The organism is Vibrio sp. 1167 (assembly GCF_033340375.1).
In the GTDB taxonomy this organism is placed as follows: domain Bacteria; phylum Pseudomonadota; class Gammaproteobacteria; order Enterobacterales; family Vibrionaceae; genus Vibrio; species Vibrio alginolyticus.
On the sequence record NZ_JAWOWK010000001.1, the window covers coordinates 740,613 to 757,707 of the forward strand.

18 protein-coding genes are annotated in these 17,095 nt (G+C 45.4%); 9 read left to right on the forward strand and 9 right to left on the reverse strand.

Going from position 1 to position 17,095, the window contains the following annotated elements:
* Window positions 1-125: 125 nt before the first annotated feature.
* Window positions 126-1,223 (forward strand): YdcF family protein, encoded by a 1,098-nt coding sequence (locus R7Z78_RS03230; protein ID WP_104976375.1) that lies wholly within the window; start codon window positions 126-128, stop codon window positions 1,221-1,223.
* Between the two features lie 53 nt (window positions 1,224-1,276).
* Here the strand turns inward: R7Z78_RS03230 and R7Z78_RS03235 are convergent, their stop codons facing one another.
* The 3 genes from R7Z78_RS03235 to R7Z78_RS03245 all read right to left on the reverse strand — a co-directional run bounded on the left by R7Z78_RS03235 (window position 1,277) and on the right by R7Z78_RS03245 (window position 2,555).
* A complete protein-coding gene (locus R7Z78_RS03235) occupies window positions 1,277-1,612 on the reverse strand; it encodes a type II toxin-antitoxin system RelE/ParE family toxin (protein WP_020195558.1) in 336 nt (111 codons plus the stop codon).
* A 13-nt stretch (window positions 1,613-1,625) separates the two neighbouring features.
* A complete protein-coding gene (locus tag R7Z78_RS03240) occupies window positions 1,626-1,868 on the reverse strand; it encodes a type II toxin-antitoxin system Phd/YefM family antitoxin (RefSeq protein WP_005383516.1) in 243 nt (80 codons plus the stop codon).
* 264 nt (window positions 1,869-2,132) lie between these two features.
* Window positions 2,133-2,555, reverse strand: coding sequence for an organic hydroperoxide resistance protein (locus tag R7Z78_RS03245; protein WP_064369558.1), 423 nt, complete (start codon window positions 2,553-2,555; stop codon window positions 2,133-2,135).
* Window positions 2,556-2,692: 137 nt separating this feature from the next.
* Here R7Z78_RS03245 and R7Z78_RS03250 point away from each other — a divergent pair, with 137 nt between their 5' ends.
* From R7Z78_RS03250 to R7Z78_RS03265, 4 genes are all read left to right on the forward strand, one after another.
* A complete protein-coding gene (locus R7Z78_RS03250; RefSeq protein WP_064369557.1) occupies window positions 2,693-3,151 on the forward strand; it encodes a MarR family winged helix-turn-helix transcriptional regulator in 459 nt (152 codons plus the stop codon).
* A 305-nt stretch (window positions 3,152-3,456) separates the two neighbouring features.
* A complete protein-coding gene (gene ahpC / locus R7Z78_RS03255) occupies window positions 3,457-4,014 on the forward strand; it encodes an alkyl hydroperoxide reductase subunit C (protein WP_005374632.1) in 558 nt (185 codons plus the stop codon).
* Between the two features lie 334 nt (window positions 4,015-4,348).
* Window positions 4,349-5,917 (forward strand): alkyl hydroperoxide reductase subunit F, encoded by a 1,569-nt coding sequence (ahpF, locus tag R7Z78_RS03260; RefSeq protein ID WP_005374617.1) that lies wholly within the window; start codon window positions 4,349-4,351, stop codon window positions 5,915-5,917.
* A gap of 1,243 nt (window positions 5,918-7,160) precedes the next feature.
* On the forward strand, window positions 7,161-7,580 hold the full coding sequence (locus R7Z78_RS03265; protein ID WP_005374615.1) for a VOC family protein: 420 nt from the start codon (window positions 7,161-7,163) through the stop codon (window positions 7,578-7,580).
* Window positions 7,581-7,657: 77 nt separating this feature from the next.
* On the opposite strand, the gene R7Z78_RS03270 is transcribed toward R7Z78_RS03265, so the two are convergent.
* Window positions 7,658-8,197, reverse strand: a complete 540-nt coding sequence (locus R7Z78_RS03270; protein ID WP_169644596.1) for a CAP domain-containing protein — start codon at window positions 8,195-8,197, stop codon at window positions 7,658-7,660.
* A 127-nt stretch (window positions 8,198-8,324) separates the two neighbouring features.
* Window positions 8,325-9,281 (reverse strand): LysR family transcriptional regulator, encoded by a 957-nt coding sequence (locus R7Z78_RS03275; protein ID WP_017634524.1) that lies wholly within the window; start codon window positions 9,279-9,281, stop codon window positions 8,325-8,327.
* A 126-nt stretch (window positions 9,282-9,407) separates the two neighbouring features.
* On the opposite strand from R7Z78_RS03275, the gene R7Z78_RS03280 reads away from it, so the two are divergent.
* From R7Z78_RS03280 to R7Z78_RS03290, 3 genes are all read left to right on the forward strand, one after another.
* A complete protein-coding gene (locus R7Z78_RS03280; RefSeq protein WP_005374612.1) occupies window positions 9,408-10,094 on the forward strand; it encodes a DJ-1/PfpI family protein in 687 nt (228 codons plus the stop codon).
* A 120-nt stretch (window positions 10,095-10,214) separates the two neighbouring features.
* Window positions 10,215-10,745, forward strand: a complete 531-nt coding sequence (locus tag R7Z78_RS03285) for a sigma-70 family RNA polymerase sigma factor (protein ID WP_255209459.1) — start codon at window positions 10,215-10,217, stop codon at window positions 10,743-10,745.
* 166 nt (window positions 10,746-10,911) lie between these two features.
* On the forward strand, window positions 10,912-11,607 hold the full coding sequence (locus R7Z78_RS03290) for a VC0807 family protein (RefSeq protein WP_053303949.1): 696 nt from the start codon (window positions 10,912-10,914) through the stop codon (window positions 11,605-11,607).
* 73 nt (window positions 11,608-11,680) lie between these two features.
* On the opposite strand, the gene R7Z78_RS03295 is transcribed toward R7Z78_RS03290, so the two are convergent.
* Together R7Z78_RS03295 and R7Z78_RS03300 are read right to left on the reverse strand one after the other, a co-directional pair.
* Window positions 11,681-12,673 carry a zinc-dependent alcohol dehydrogenase family protein gene (locus R7Z78_RS03295; RefSeq protein ID WP_053350142.1) on the reverse strand — a complete coding sequence of 331 codons (993 nt, stop codon included), beginning with the start codon at window positions 12,671-12,673 and terminating at the stop codon, window positions 11,681-11,683.
* Between the two features lie 88 nt (window positions 12,674-12,761).
* Window positions 12,762-13,577: an AraC family transcriptional regulator gene (locus tag R7Z78_RS03300; protein ID WP_104976371.1), complete on the reverse strand. Its 816-nt coding sequence runs from the start codon at window positions 13,575-13,577 to the stop codon at window positions 12,762-12,764.
* A 111-nt stretch (window positions 13,578-13,688) separates the two neighbouring features.
* On the opposite strand from R7Z78_RS03300, the gene R7Z78_RS03305 reads away from it, so the two are divergent.
* Window positions 13,689-14,393: an MOSC domain-containing protein gene (locus tag R7Z78_RS03305; protein WP_104976370.1), complete on the forward strand. Its 705-nt coding sequence runs from the start codon at window positions 13,689-13,691 to the stop codon at window positions 14,391-14,393.
* Window positions 14,394-14,447: 54 nt separating this feature from the next.
* On the opposite strand, the gene R7Z78_RS03310 is transcribed toward R7Z78_RS03305, so the two are convergent.
* Together R7Z78_RS03310 and R7Z78_RS03315 are read right to left on the reverse strand one after the other, a co-directional pair.
* Complete coding sequence (locus R7Z78_RS03310) at window positions 14,448-15,686, reverse strand: DEAD/DEAH box helicase (RefSeq protein ID WP_064355017.1); 1,239 nt, start codon at window positions 15,684-15,686, stop codon at window positions 14,448-14,450.
* Window positions 15,687-15,951: 265 nt separating this feature from the next.
* Window positions 15,952-16,953 (reverse strand): arginine deiminase-related protein, encoded by a 1,002-nt coding sequence (locus R7Z78_RS03315; protein WP_033906610.1) that lies wholly within the window; start codon window positions 16,951-16,953, stop codon window positions 15,952-15,954.
* Window positions 16,954-17,095: the final 142 nt, after the last annotated feature.

The following is a 17,095-nucleotide window of genomic DNA, read 5'->3' on the forward strand; positions in this document are numbered from 1 at the left end:
GTTGGGATTCATTTCACAGATTATTCATGAAGCGAACCTAGACTGAAAAAATTCTATCGACCCCGTTCGACCTACAACGCTAGGCACAATAAAAACTAGGTACTACAGCACCTCTAGGACATTCCATGAAGAAGAACTTACTTGCCATTGCTCTTGGTAGCGTGATTGCGCTGACTGCTGCCCCATACTCTATCGCGGCTAACGATGCTGCCGTCCAATCTTCCGCCGATTACTCACAGATCGTCACCAAACGTCAGGTTGTCGACCAACTTCTCAACGACGCGGTACAGGCATTCAAATCCCCTGCGCGTATCTCGCATGCGGGTTTTACCGCCAAAATGCCGAGCAACATGGAGATTGTTACCGACCGCTTACTAGAGGCCTACAAACTTGAGCCGTACCGCACTGACCTGCTGATTTCTGCGGCAAATGCGCAGATCTACAACAAGAATGCAGACCGCGCGATTGAACTGTTCGAACAAGCCCTTTCGGTCGCACCAGACGATGTGGATTTGCACGCTTACTTAGCGGTATGGCAACGCTTTGAGGGCAACCAAGCGGAATCAGCGAAACACATGGCGACGCTCACGAAGCTCAATACAGGTAAAGCGGCAGACATCCAACGCATCTTCGACACCGTAGACCGCGTACTTGCCACGCCGCTAAAAGAGAAAGCCGATAAAGGCAAATTGGATGACAAAGGCGCAATCGTCACGCTGGGATACGCGCTGAATCCGGATGGTTCAATGCATCAAATCTTGGTTGAGCGTTTGGAAAACACGCTAGCCATGGCGAAAGCAAACCCAGACGCGTTGATCGTGTTGACGGGAGGTGTACCGAAGAACCACAAAACCGAAGGCAAGTTAATGGCGGATTGGCTGATTGAAAAAGGCATCAGCAAAGATCGCATCATTGAAGAAAACTACGCCACCAGCACGGTAGGTAACGCCCTATTCAGTAGCTATGCATTGGCACGTCATAACATCAAGCACGCGACCATCATCAGCTCAGCGAGCCACGTACGTCGTGGTCAAACCTTGTTTGAAATCGCAAGCTGGCAAACTGGCCCACAAGGCATCACTTTCGACACTGTGAGCTACCCAGACAAGCCACTGAAAGACTTAGCCAAAGCCAGCGATGGCGAATTGCTTGGTATTTACCGCGATGCACTGCGTACTTACGGCATGTGGAGCTACCGCTCTTACCCGCTAGAGTCGCGTTAATACACTAGAGCCAGAAAGCAAAAGAGACCGCGTTAATGCGGTCTCTCATAGAATCATTTGAACATGATGCAGTGGTCAATCAATGCGTTTTGTAGGTTTTGTTTGTCACTCAGAATCACTAGAGCATAGATAGTATTTTTGTCACCAATTCGGTAAAGCAGCTTGAATCCATCAAAGCTAAATTGCCGGATGTCGTAAACACCGATTGTTGTCAGTTCATAACAAGGGGGATAGATAGACGGGTTATTCAAAACGTTGTGTTCAAACCTCTGCTGAACCGCAATTAATCTATCAATCACATCGTTGCGAGCGCTCCAGTTCGATAAATAGTTAATACTCTGAATAGCCGTATTTTCAAAGGTTTGTGTATAGAGAACTTTTGCTTCCATGCTCGTATCAAACTCAATCTTTGAGTGCTGCTAACGTGCTCTTCATATCTTCTGATGACTTTACACGTTCATTCGCAACATCATTTTGAGCAAAGCTAACAAACTTCATTAAAGCAATGGCTTCATCACGCTTCTGACGTTCTTCATAAGACTCAACGACATAAATAGGCTTACCATTTTGCGTAATCGTCATTGGCTCATCCAGTTCAAGCTTCGCAGCATTCTTTTTTAGATAACTTACCGTTTCAGTGCTCATCACATGACTCCTATCGGCAACCTCGCTGGTGTAACAACAAGCGAATCCAGCCGAACTATACTGCAGGTTTGACCGAAATATTTGAATCAATAGAAAGTGCTAATCACATTCTATTTTTCGTTTAGATTTTGACCTAATCTTGCCAACTATACCTGTGCATTTCGAACAAACCAAATTAAGTTTGAATTTAGACTCCTACTTCAAATATAGAAAAAGCCTGCGTACTTGCAGGCTTTCTTGTCTTTGTGCAGTGATAAGAACCGCTTAAATTGCTTCGCCGTTTACCGTTACTACCACATCAATGTTGCCACGAACTGCGTTTGAGTATGGGCAAACTTGGTGTGCAATGCGCGTTAGTTCTAGCGCTTGTTCTTGTGGCATGTCTAGCTCTACGGCTAGGCTCACTGTTAGTGCAAAGCCGCCGTTATCGTTCGGACCGATGCCCACTTCTGCCGTTACAGGAGCGCTTTTCAGGTTTACTTTACCTTCACGTGCTACGTGCAAAATCGCGTTAGAAAAACACGCTGAATAGCCCGCTGCAAAAAGCTGTTCTGGGTTAGTTGCTGCGCCTGTGCCGCCCATTTCCTTCGGGTATGACAGCTCTAGATCGAGAAGACCGTCATCTGTTTTTACTTGACCATTACGACCAGCCAAAGCGGTAGCTTGAGTTTTGTATAGAGTAGTCATGCGAGTGTCCTTCTTAATTTAAGTTGCGCACAATTTAATTGCTTGCAATCTTATATCGAAGTAAAGATCGTTTGCAACTATATTGTGCACAATTTATTTTATGACTCTCTTTCTCTATGAGCAGGTAGGCAGCGCCAATGAGCCAGTGTTACACCGACAACACCATGACCAACGACGATAAACTCTTACTCGAAAACCAAGTTTGCTTCCCGCTCTACAGCGCAGCAAATGCAGTGATCCGAGCGTACCGCCCGTTGTTGGACGAGCTTGATCTGACTTATTCGCAGTACTTAGTGATGATGGTGCTGTGGGAGAAAGACGGTGCCAGCGTAAAAGAATTGGGGTCACAACTGCATTTGGACTCAGGCACACTCACACCGCTGCTTAAACGCTTAGAAGCAAAAGGCTATGTAGAGCGTGGTCGCAGTGAAACCGATGAGCGCGTTCGCGTACTCAACCTAACAGAGCAAGGTCGTGCCCTTAAAGAGCAAGCTAAGTCGGTGCCAAACGCCATGATGTGTAAAATCACCTTAGAGCTAGATGAAATGATCATGCTGAAGAAGTTGTGTGGCAAAGTACTCGACAACCTGAGCTAACAAGATAGAAGCATCCGCTTCACCACTTCCTATTAGAAAGAGCCTGCCGAGATGCAGGCTCCTTCGATCTTAGTTAGACGATCTACTCAAAGTAATCATCGGTATTCTCTATTGCTAATCTGCCTTCATCTTCAATAAAACCTATCAAAGCAAACTCATCTACATCGGATATGCCTATCAAGTGAAATAGGAAATGGCTATCAATAGGATAGTTACAAGCGATTTTCCTTAAACACACTCCGATGAGAATATACTTTCCGAAAGCAACAACAGCTCAGCTTAAAACATTCAAAGGAAAGTAAATTATGATTAATACTCAAATCAAACCATTTGCAGCTACAGCGTACAAAAACGGTGAATTCGTTGAAGTAACAGAACAAGACGTTCTAGGTAAATGGGCAGTATTCTTCTTCTACCCAGCAGACTTTACGTTTGTATGTCCAACAGAACTGGGCGACCTAGCAGACCACTACGAAGAGCTACAAAAACGTGGCGTAGAAGTTTACTCAGTATCAACTGACACACACTTCACTCATAAAGCATGGCACGACAGCTCAGACACAATCGGTAAGATTCAGTACTACATGCTTGGCGACCAAACAGGCAACATCACAAACAACTTCGGTGTGATGCGTGAAGGTCAAGGTCTTGCAGACCGTGCAACGTTCCTAATCGACCCAGAAGGTACTATCCAAGCAATGGAAATCACTGCTGAAGGTATCGGTCGTGACGCAGAAGACCTACTACGCAAAGTGAAAGCAGCTCAATACGTAGCAGCACACCCAGGCGAAGTTTGCCCAGCAAAATGGAAAGAAGGTGAAGAGACACTAGCTCCATCACTAGACCTAGTTGGCAAAATCTAAGCCACTGAAATTTAAGTTCTAATCAGTTCCGATTTCCTTTTTCTGATTAGAACTGAATTAGAGAGCACTTCAGGTTAGATACCTTGACGACCTTCTGCCTGATTTGCTCTCTCCCCCTCAGGTTTTATCTACAGTAACCACTTTTTATTACCTATCTGAATAAGTAGGTGTGCAGTAATTGCGTAGAAAAAATCGTTTAGAACTAGGCATAGATTTTCGATAGCTAGTTACTCTAACTACAAAATCTATAACGCAGTTATCAACGATTTTAGCTAGCAAGAATGAACAAATACTTGTTTTGATTGGTAACTATTTAATTAAGGTAGTAACAACTATGTTAGACCAAGCGATCCAACAACAACTCAAACAATATCTGGCTAATGTAAAAGAAGAAGTTCGTTTAGTGGTTAGTCTAGATGAAAGCAAAGCATCGAATGACATTTTGTCTCTAGCGAACCAAATCGCAGAGATGAGCGACCTAATCACGGTTGAACGTGACGACAACGCAAGCGCACGTAAACCAGTGATGGCGGTAACTAACCCAGCTAAAGGCACAGCACTACGCTTTGCAGGCTTGCCAATGGGTCACGAATTTACCTCTCTAGTATTGGCACTGCTTCATTCTGGCGGTCACCCAATCAAACTAGAACCAGAAGTGATTGAGCAAATCGCAGCACTAGACAAAGATCTAGACGTAGAAATCTTCATTTCATTGTCGTGTCAAAACTGTCCGGACGTGGTTCAAGCGTTCAACATGATGGCGGCGATCAACCCGAAAGTAAAAGCAACCATGATCGACGGTGGTTTGTTCCAAGATGAAGTGAAACAACGCGACATCATGGCAGTACCAAGTGTATTCGTGAACGGTGAGCTATTCGGTCAAGGCCGTATGTCTCTGACTGAAATCCTAAACAAAGTGGATGACGGCGCGAGCGAGAAAGCGGCGAAAGCACTAAGCGAAAAAGACCCATACGACGTACTTGTTGTCGGTGGTGGTCCTGGTGGTAGCGCAGCTGCTCTGTACGCCGCTCGTAAAGGTATTCGCACTGGTGTTGTTGCTAAACGCTTTGGTGGTCAGGTTATGGACACCATGGCAATTGAGAACTTCATTTCGGTAAAACGTACTGAAGGTCCAAAACTAGCAACTGACCTAGCAGAACACCTAAAAGAATACGACGTAGACGTCGTGACTGAGCAACAAGCTGAGAAGCTAATGGGCGCAGCACACACAGAAGATGGTTTGATTCACATCCAACTTGAAAGCGGCGCAACGCTGAAGAGTAAGAGTGTCATCCTAAGCCCTGGTGCACGCTGGCGTGAAATGAACGTTCCGGGTGAGCAAGAGTACCGCAACAAAGGTGTCGCGTACTGCCCACACTGTGACGGCCCACTGTTCAAAGGCAAGAAAACCGCCGTTATCGGTGGTGGTAACTCAGGCATCGAAGCGGCTATCGACCTTGCTGGTATCGTAGAACACGTAACGGTTCTTGAATTTGCAGACGTACTTCGCGCAGACCAAGTGCTTATCGACAAAGCGAACTCACTACCAAACGTAGACATCATCACGATGGCGCAAACAACAGAAGTAGTGGGCGACGGTACTCGCGTAACAAGCTTGAAGTACAAAGACCGCAACACAGATGAAATCAAAGAGATTGAACTGTCAGGTATCTTTGTTCAAATCGGTCTAGTACCAAACACAGAATGGCTAAAAGATTCAGAAGTAGCCCTATCTGAGCGCGGTGAGATTGAAGTCGGCAGCCGTGGCGATACTAGCCTAGAAGGTGTGTTCGCAGCAGGTGACGCAACAACCGTTCCTTACAAACAGATCATCATTGCGATGGGTGAAGGTGCAAAAGCAAGCTTAGGCGCATTTGACTACCTAATCCGTAAGCAAGGTTAATCTCCAATTTCTTGAGCACAAAGCGCACGGTGCTGTGTTTTCTTCCCCGGAAAACCAATCGGGGCACCGTGACAGCGATGAGTAACAAGAAATAAAATCAAAAAACCTAGAAGCCCAAAGACTTTGCCAGCAGGTATTAACTGCTGGCTTTTTTGGTTTGGGGAGAGGTGTAAGCAAATCCCTCAGCGCTCCGAGTTCAAACTGGAGGGAATGGCTCTACAATCACGGATAATTCAGTTCACTCCACCAGCATCACAACGCGCTGCGAATAGATTCTGAATACTCGCTTAGGCTCCTTCAGAATGACGCTGTCCGTTTAGCGTTCTCTTCCCGTCATTCCCGCGAACCTAGGTGAGACTCGGAATCTACTCACCAAAAACTCGATCGAAAATGATTAGCAAGAACACGAAAAAACAAAAGGTGAAAGAAGGTTGCAAACACCTAACCCAACATTCAGCCTCAAACCAACGACCCCACCTAACCTCCCCCTTATATCAAACTCTTAAGATCTCATCATTCCGAGCGCAAGGTGGCAAGTTTTACAGTCACAGATAATTCAATTCACTCCACCGGCATCAAAACGCGCTGCAAATAGATTCTGAATACTCGCTTAGGCTCCTTCAGAATGACGCTGCTCGTTTAGCTCTCTTTCCGTCATTCCCGCGAACCTAGGTGAGACTGGGAATCTACCTACCTAAAGCTCGAACGAAAGACATTCACACACATACACGTGACGCATCAACGGTTGGAGGGTTCATGAACATGATCCTCCTCTCAACCTCAAACCACCAATCCCATCTAACCTTCGCTTATATCAAACTCTTAAGATCTCAGCATTCCGAGTGCAGGTGGCAAGTTTTACAGTCACAGATAATTCAATTCACTCCACCGGCATCAAAACGCGCTGCAAATAGATTCTAAATACTCGCTTAGGCTCTTTCAGAATGACGCTCTTCGTTTAGCACTCTCTTTCTGTCATTCCCGCGAACCTAGGTGAGACTGGGAATCTACTCACCACAAACTCGCTCGAAAATGATTAGCACGAATAAACAAAGGGTGAAACAAGGTTGCAAGCCCCTAACCCAGCTCTCAGATTCAAAGCACCAAACCCACCGAATCTCTCAATGTATCCAGATCCAAAGATATCAATCCTAAAAAATTTTAAAAAAGCCCTTTACCTCAACTTTACTTGAGGTTTTAGCATATTCATCGTTGGCTAGAAAATGACAAAAAGGAGCACATCATGATCCAACTAGAACATATTAACTTAGTCGTGAAAGATATCCCTGAAATGCTGAAGTTTTACCAAACTGCATTTCCACATTGGTACGTGCGTGATGAAGGTAAAGGCGAATGGAGTGGCAAGCCAAGAAACTGGCTACATTTTGGCGACGAGTATCAATACATAGCCATGAGTGACCATGGCGAAGGAGAAAACCGCGAGTTGAGCGGGCACCAAGTTGGGCTAGCGCATTTTGCTTATGTGACCAACAACGTCGATGCAATCATCAAAAGACTAACCGATGCAGGTTATCCGATTGCCCAACCTGGTGCTGATGAACCATACCGCAAAAATGTGTATTTTGTTGACCCTGCCGGTTTTGAGATTGAATTTGTTGAATACCTGGCGGATGACCCAAAACTTCGTAACCTGACAAGCTAAAAGAGATGTAAATAATAAAACGCCAGCAGATAGTGACTGCTGGCGTTTTATTTTATCTATCAGGCTTCTTTATCGCATTAGCGCTGTTTGGCAAAAACCTGAGTCCAGTAATATCCGTAGCGTGCAGAGTGATTTTCGACAAGCGACGCGCCCATCTGATCAAAATCCACACTCATGATATTAAGGCAGTGACCTTCACTCGATAACCAAGCATTAATGACGGCGTTAATGCTGCTTTGCCCTACGGCGACATTCTCACCAATGGCGCTCCAAGCATAACCCGTTGCGTTAACTCGATCTGACATTTTGCTGCCATCAGAGCCTGTGTGGCTCATGAAATCGCTGTTCGCCATATCGCTTGAATGTCGATAAGCGGCGCTTTCCAAATCGTAGCTCCAAGTCAGGGCCCCAACAGGTGGCATGGTGGTTGCGCCACACTGTTGTGTAGTAGAGCGGGCGCTGTTGACCGCTGCAAGCATCTGCTCGGCAAATGTGCCTTGTGACGATGTGGAACCTGTGTTTTGTGAGCCGCTTTCTGCTGGGGCTGACGACTCCCCATCGCCGCCACATGCGCTGAGAAGTAGGGCCAAAGCAGGCACTAAGATCTTAGTTGGCATTGTCTTTCCTTTATGAGTGACGAAGAGCAAACTGCGCTTTTCGATAATAACGCCCAATAAACTAACAAAAACCAATAAAAGCACCATATAGCTTAGGGGTTTTTAACCAAAGACTCACATGAAGTTTTCAATCACCTTGGTTCGGTCGATAAATCGGCAACGTTTCAGCCCAAGTATGGAATGGCGTTTCATCCATATCCTGTATTGATTGAGTGATAAAATCGATGAACACCCTAACTCGTGCAGGCACATATTCCCGGTTGGCATAGAGAAGATACACGCCATTTCCTGCTTGGCGCATGCTCGGAAATATCGGCACTAAACGCCCCGCTTTAAGCCAGTCCCTCGCGATAAAATGAGGGATCTGAGTCAATCCTAAACCTTCTGCGCAAAGCTCTGCCATAGATTCACCGTCATTTACAATGTAGTTTCTTTCGGGGTCATATTCACTCGCACCGTCTGGTTCTGGCATCCGAATCGGCAACAGTTTCCCCGTTTGTTTAAAACGAAAACGAACCCAAGAATGGTCATTGAATACATCCGGGCCACTCGGAACACCATGGCGCGCTAAGTAATCCTGACTGGCACAAATGATAAAATCGATAGGGCTCAGCTGACGCACAATCAATTGACTATCGTGAACGACACCAGAGCGAATCGACACATCAATACCTTGCTCAATAATATCAACGTAGGCGTCATCGTAATGAATATCGATAGTGATGTTAGGGTAGCGGCGACAAAACTCTTTTAATAAAGGACGAATATAGAGGCGACCGTACGAGACTGGCACATTAATCTTAAGCTGCCCTGAAAGCGCATCATTGTGACTTTTTAATGAATCCTCACATGCCGCCAGCTCCTCCAGTACAAACCTAGCAGTATTTGCGTACCTACGACCAGCTTCTGTCAGGCGGCTCTGTCGCGTAGAACGTTGAAAAAGCTGTATACCCAAATCGCTTTCAAGACGATGTATGGCTTTACTCACGGTCGAAGGGTCAGTGCCATACACTTTGGCAGCCGCAGCAAAACTACCGCCATCTAAAGTGGCAATAAAAAATCGTAGGGACCGTATCTTATCCATATAACCAATGAACTCTATTCATGAATTTTATTCACTTTAGTAAAGACCAAGTGGCTCTTCAATCACTAATTAGCCTAAATATAATGAACCTCAATAACTTGATGCTCTGTTAGCGAGGAAAAAACCATGGGTAAAAACGGATTGAAGAATGCACTACAACTATTGATAGCGACACTAGTCCTATTCTTTGGGGTGCTTCAAACAGCACATGCCGCAGATAAACGAATTGGTATTCTGGTTTACGATGGCGTACTGACCTCTGATGTTACTGCGCCTTTAGAGGTCTTTGGCGTCGCAAGTCGTCTCACTTGGTTTAGTGATTATGACGTGCTCACCATTTCCGTCTCAGATCAGAAAACCATCACCACTGAAGAAGGATTAAAAATTGGTGTGGATGCTTGGATTGGTGATCTGCCGGAACTCGACGTATTGGTTTTAACATCCAGCTATGACATGGATGCACTAATCGAAAATAAAGATCTCATTCACTTTATTAAAACTACCTCAAAGGCGGCAGATTGGATGGCAAGTAATTGCTCTGGCGCGTATTTGTTAGCCGAAGCTGGCCTTTTAAACGGCAAAAAAGCAACAACTTGGGCCGGAGGTGAAAACGGCTTTCAAAGAGATTACCCAGCAGTCAAAGTACAAGTCGACCAGAATTTTGTCATTGATGATGGCGTTATCACTTCGAACGGTAGCCTAGTTAGCTATCAAGCTGCTCTTAAGCTACTTCACCTTATGACTTCAGAGTCTAAAGCTCAGGAAGTCGCAGATGCCATCCAGTACTCACGCTTTTCCAACCAACCATTTTAAGCGTGTAAGAAAGAAATCAGAGTCACCCTTCGATATTTGGAAGGTTAACTCTTCGAATTTGTCTTCCTAATCGAACAACCCTTTTTATCACTGTAAAAGCGATAAAAAGGGTTGTCGTTCATCTGGCAGACACAACGTGCTCTCCAAACTTTTTATCTTAATGCTATGGAAAAACATAAACGTTACGAAGCACTGACGAAAGATCGATACCAAGAGATTTACCGTCTCGCGTATTGGTTATGCAAAGATCACCACCTTGCTCAAGATTTAGCGCAAGAAACCTTTCTGAAAGCGTGGCGATTCTTTGATAAATTAAATGACCCCAACGCCGCGAAGTCTTGGCTCATTACTATTTTGCGTCGTGAGAATGCTCGGCGCTTTGATAGAAAACAGTACGATTTTGTCGACATTGATGAGTGTGCAATACAGACAAAAACCTACCCTGGCAGTGACTACGACATGGCCCAAGATTGGCTTCAAAAACAAATGATGATTCTCGAACCCAAATACCGAGAGCCGTTGCTCTTGAGCTTAGTGGCTGGGTTGAATCATGATGAAATTGCCCAAGCCTTGAGGCTCAACCACAACACAGTGGCGACTCGATTATTCAGAGCGCGTAATCAGATCATCGCACAGAAGGAGAGTCATTAAGACACAAAAAGTAGTCAACCATGTAAACTAACTGGCTATGCTCCGGTCTATTTCATAAGTCGTTACACAACTCGACGCTTTAACGCTTTACATCAAGCGCGACTAGATGAACACTTCTTGTCAAAGTACAATAACAGCCGACATAGAGTAGAGTCAGTAAAACATTATGAGTAACACGACGGCGAAAAAGCCGAATCCCTTATTTGAAATCCTTTTCAACGTATTTATCCCTTCCTTCATTTTGATGAAGTTTAGTGGCGATGAGCATCTAGGGACAGCAATGGCGCTGGTTGTCGCTTTGCTATTTCCTATCATTTATGGCGGTATGGACCTTGTCCGTAACAAGAAATTTAACTTTATTTCTGCTCTGGGCTTTATCAGTGTTCTACTAACTGGTGGCATCGGCTTGTTAGAGCTTGATACACGCTGGTTAGCACTAAAAGAAGCCCTGATTCCTGGCCTGATCGGTTTAGCGGTTTTGGGTTCAACGTTTACCCGCTACCCGCTGATGCAGAAGTTAGTACTGAATGACACAGTGTTGAACCTCGCGTTGATTAACCAACGTTTAAAAGAAAATGATAAAACCGATGCGTTCGAACGTTGCCTTATGTCTTCTAACTACCTGTTTGCAAGTACTTTTGCGTTCTCATCTGCAATGAACTACTTCCTTGCGACTTGGATTGTGACTAGCCCTTCTGGTACTGCTGCCTTTAACGAAGAGTTAGGCAAAATGACGCTGTACAGTTACCCAATGATTGCCATCCCAAGTATGTTGATGATGTTCGGTATTTTTTATTACATTTGGCGTCAAGTACGTGCGATGACATCGCTCGAAACAGAGCAAATCTTCCATCTAAAATAGCCCTATCATTACAAATAAACCCATAAAAAAGGGAGGATTTTATCCTCCCTTTTCTCAACAGACTCACTGTAAATCATAGCGTCAAAATGATTTTACCTGACACTGCTGACGAGCGTCGCTCAACCATTTCAATCGCTGTTTGAAAGTCCTCTAACGACAGATCATATGCAACGTTTAACTTTATGTCGCTGCTAATAAAGTGTTCTAACATTTCAGCGAACACCGTCTTTCTCCCGCCTTTACCTACCGATTCTTCCCAATACCGCAAAAAGAATGTACTAAAGTCGATGTTGTTGGCCTTCATCGATTCAAAAAACTCAGGCGTATAAGGCGTTAACGACAATGTTCCGTAGTTGATGTATTGGCCGTTTTCTTTCAAGGTACGAATGAGATCCGTGCCAGCCTCACCGCCTATCGCATCCAAAGCGACCGTTGGTTGTGGCAGTTGGCGCGTTTGCAGCTGCGCGTGTAAGTCTTGTTTTGCGTCCAACACTGGAATCGTATCGTACGGATACTTTTCTGGCTTTGAAGTCACAGCAATCAGTGTAAAACCCAGTGAGTGAGCAAGCTGGGCGAATATCTTACCGATCGCTGACCCTGCCGCATTGATGATTACCACATCGCCTTTGTTCAACTTCGCCACTTTAGTGGTGATAACCCACGCGGTTAGCGCGTTGATGTACAATTGGCAGGCATAGCCGTTCTCCAAACTCTCAGGTAGCGGAAAAAGATTCTCAGGCGAAGCATCTATGTAGTATTGCCAAGTACCACTCATCGCCACCAACACTTTTTGCCCAACTTGAAGGTCAGTTTGACCGACTGCACTGACTTCCACCACACGCCCAACCGCTTCAAATCCCGGCACGCGAGGTGGTACGTGAACGCGGCGGTATTGCCCAACACCATGAATGGAAAGCAAGTCACTTGGGTTAATGTTTGTAGCTTCGAGTCTCACCCGAACCTTGCCCTGAGCAAGCGGATTGAGGGGCTCTTTTTCCAACGACAGCGATGTTTTGGGTTGACCAAAACAGAATTGATTCACTCGAGTATTTATCGTTGGTGCCATTGTTATTCATACCATGTAATTGAAATTCAAAAAGGAAGTTTCGTAACTTCTACTCAAAAGCATTAAGTGAAGTCGAAGCTCTGTATTTCTACCTGCGCGATGCGCCGTTCACTCTAAACTGTTGTGGCGTCATATCAAAATAGGCTTTAAATGCTTTGATGTAGGATGAGTCGTTTTGATAACCCACTAGGTCTGCAATGGCTTGGATTGACAACGATTCATCTAACAAAGAAAGCGAGTAAATTAGCCGAATTTGTTGCCGCCAAAGCAGAAATGAAGTGTTGAATTCCTTGGCGAACAACCGTGATAAAGTACGCTCCGATGCCCCAATTTTCTCCCCCCACTCTTTTAGCGAACAGCTCAACGCTGGCTCGTCAGTCAGTCGCTCGAAAATCAGTTTTAGTCGTCTGTCTTGTGGCAGCAATAACTGAAATGTCTGCACGTTGCGTTTCAAAATTTGATCATGCAGCACCGCCAGCAAATGCAACACTTCTTCGTGGCTTGTCTCACCTTCACACTGTCTGCAGATCTCTTGTAAAAGCTCATTTAAAAACGACGTTAAAGCAATGGTTCTCACTTGTGGCTCGTACGTCGCACCAAACTCAGGGTTGAGGTAAATACCAACAAATATCGTATTGCTTAGAGCAATCGACTCGTGTTGAACACCCGCAGGAACAAATAACGCAGAAGTGTGCGGAACCAAATGCTGATAATGCTCCGTTTGTGTTTGCAATAACCCTTTGATAGGAAAGATGATTTGATGCCAAGTGTGTTGATGCAGCGCATCAATGTAACCTTTTGGCATGTCGATAGTTTTCACCAAAACAGGAGAATGGGGATTCGCGGCCATCATCTCATTGGAGGTGATGACGCCTGACTTCGAATCAATTTGGCGAGTTAGCATTGTTTATTGTCTTTTCATCCCTATTCCGACACAAGTTCTCTAGGCTATCATGCTCCGCATCGTGAATGAAGGTAAACACTTTATCTCTCATTCAAATAATAAGGAGGTTATATGAAGAAAATCGGCGTCGTAAAAGCTGTGCTAGCAGGGAAAACCGTCCCTTATGCTCATGGAGCGCAAAGCGCAATCAACAAACAAGTGCTGCCTGAGCGCCAGCACGCAACAGAGCTTGGTTTTACCAGTGATGAGCAAGGCGATCCGCGCTTTCATGGTGGCATTCAAAAAGCGCTTCATCTTTACCCAAGCGAGCACTACCCAATCTGGCAACAAGAATTAGGCAAAAGACCAATTTTCCAATCCGCCGGCGGCTTTGGCGAAAACATCAGCTCCGAAGGCGTCACCGAATCCATGATTTGCTTGAAAGATAAAATTCGCATCGGCTCAACACTACTGGAAGTGTCGCAAGGTCGCATGCCTTGTTGGAAACTTAACGTACGTTTTGACCAACACGACATGGCGAGAAAACTGCAAGATACGCTTCGAACAGGCTGGTATTTCCGAGTGTTGGAAGAAGGCGATATCGGTGCAGGTGACGAGATTATTCTGTGCGAAAGACCTTATCCAGAATGGCCACTGGCTCGCATCATGGGCGCGGTTTTCACTGGCTGTTTAGATAGAAAAGAACTCACTAAGCTGTCTGAGCTGCCGTTAGTCGAGTCTTGGGGCAAGCTGGTCGAGCGCCGTCTAGAAACTGGTGAAGTCGAAGATTGGGAAATGCGCTTGATTGGCCCAACTGCCGTTAATACTCAAAAGTAAAATTTGTAAGCCACGCTCTGAACCGACTATGCCGTCAAGAGCGTGTTTTTTGTTTTACTTCGCACTCGGGGCTGGGCGTTTCGACTTACCTTGAAACTGCTTAATGCTCTTCTTAGCATGAGTTCGACGGTTGGCTTTTTTATCACGTGGCGCGCGTTTGCTCTCGCCAGTTGATGGCTTATCCGTTACTGGAAAACCTGCCATATCTTGCACTGGTAATGCACGTTGAGTCAGGTGACGAATCGCGCTTAGTGCGTCCATTTCACCATGACAAACCAATGACACCGCCACACCTTGTTCGCCTGCGCGAGCGGTGCGTCCTACCCGGTGAACATAGGTTTCTGCATGCATTGGCAGTTCAAAGTTGATCACTACAGGCAATTGCTCAATGTGAATGCCGCGCGCTAGTAGATCGGTGGCAATCAACACCTGAATTTGCCCAGATTTAAACTGCGCCAGTGCTTCTTCTCGCTCATCTTGACTCTTATTGCCATGCAGCGCATTGGTTGAGATGCCCGCTTTATTCAGCTTCTTCGCTAAGCCATCGGCGTTCTCTTTCGCACCAATAAAGACTAATGCCTGAGTCCACGCGTTTTTTTGAATCAGTTCAATCAATGCCTTGGTTTTACTGCCTTTGTTAACGAGGTACAGCGTTTCAGCAATATCTTGGTTGGTGCTGTTTTCTTGATGCGCTGCAACTTGCTTTGGTGCCGGCATAAGCAGCTTCGCTTTACCCTTCAACTCATCTGAAAACGTTGCCGAGAACATCGCGGTTTGACGCTGGTTTGAAATAAGCCCCGCAATATTTTGTACGTCAGGCCAAAAGCCCATATCCAACAGACGATCCGCTTCATCCAACACTAGGTAATGGATATTGCTTAAGTCTAAACCGTTGTTTGCCAGATCAACCAAACGACCTGTCGTCGCGACAAGGATATGAGGATTTGTCGCTAGCGCCTGCTGTTGTTGCTCTTTATCAACGCCGCCACACAAACACACTGTGTTGAGGTCAAGAGCTTGACCAACTTGGTTAATTGCTTCACTCACTTGCATTGCCAGCTCACGCGTTGGCACAAGAATCAGCGCTTTTTGCTCTGGATTGACACTCAGCTTTTCCAACAAAGGCAAACCATAAGCAAGGGTTTTGCCGCTGCCTGTATTTGCCAAAGCCAATAGATCTTGACCAGCCAACAGCTCAGGAATGGCCAACGCTTGAATATCGGTCGGTCTCTTGAAGTCTTTTGGCAGTGCGTGAATCAGCTCAGAACTCAATGAGAGAGTAGAAAATGGCATTAACGAAAACCTTGTACTTTGGGTTGAAGAAGCAATAAAAATAATGAAGATGCGGTAAAACGCAGGCGCGGACTTTACCACAATCTGCTAGGTGAACCATCCTATTTTAGGCGCTTAAACCAAGCGGCGCCTATGCAAATCGTCAGAAAACTAAAAAGCGCAAAAAAGCCGTTAGTCTGTACTGCCACAGAGCTAACGGCTAAAAACCCTTGAAGAGAACGCTTCGTCAGCCTTTCACTGCGGCTGAAAAGAAATGTGCAGTTTATTAAAGCACAGCTTTACGATTCGGTAAGAACACCTCACCCAACATACAACGAACCGAGCCACCACCAATAGATTCTATGGTAGAAACGTCGAATGGCAGCAATTTACCGTGCGTTGCCAATTGCTTTCTTTGTGCAGGTGAGAATGCATCGTACGCCGATTGCGACATCGCAATCACCTTGTCGCCGTTGATCGTTTCCAGTTGCAGAATGTTACCGCAGAACTGGTTCATCTGATCAAGCGAAATTGAGATGACTTGCTTGTCTTTGGCGAGTGACTTCATTACAAAACGACGCTCAAATTCTGGGATCACTTCGTCACAAATCACGCAAAACTGTTCGCCAACCGCCATCATCACATTGGTGTGATAAATCGGCGCACCAGACGGCAAACGAGTTTGGAAAGAAATCACTCGTTCATAGCCAATACGATCGGCGTAATCTTCTAAAACCAGACGATCACAACGTTGTGAGAGTGCGGCGTAGACCGTTTTATTTAGGTGGTCAAACACCATCACACCCGTGCTTTCTAAATACGCTTGCTCGTCAAGATATTCAGTTAGACTGCTGCGTCGATGAACTTCTCGCCCTGCTTGCGCTAGTGCTGCTACAAGCGCATCGGGACGTACTTCTTTTTGACGGTTTTCACAGGCCATTGGAAAGGTGTACAACGTGCCATCTGGCGTAGTGCTAAACCAATTGTTTGGAAATACCGCGTCTGGCGTCGCAACATCTGAAGTTGGATAATCAAACTCAACAACTTGAACGCCCTCTTGACGCAGCGTTGCAACCATACTCGCGAACTCGGCCATTACTCGACGTGAGACTTCTTCTTGGCTGAGTGACACTTTATGTTGGAACTCATTATCTTGTGCGGTTTCTTCATTAAAACGAAACTCTTTCGGTGGCACCATCACTACGCAGTTTGCGGTTTGGCGCTGAGCACTTTGCGTGCTTTCTTCTTTCCCATTAGCAAATTGGGTCACTGATTCGTGTAATAGCATCCAATACATTCCTTATCACTAGAATGAGGAGATTGTAAATTTATTGTTAACTTCAGTTTTGCTGTTTTGACAATTAATTTAATTGCACAAAAGTAATTTTTGCTGCATTAAGTTCATTTTTCCTTAAATTTTATTGTCACTT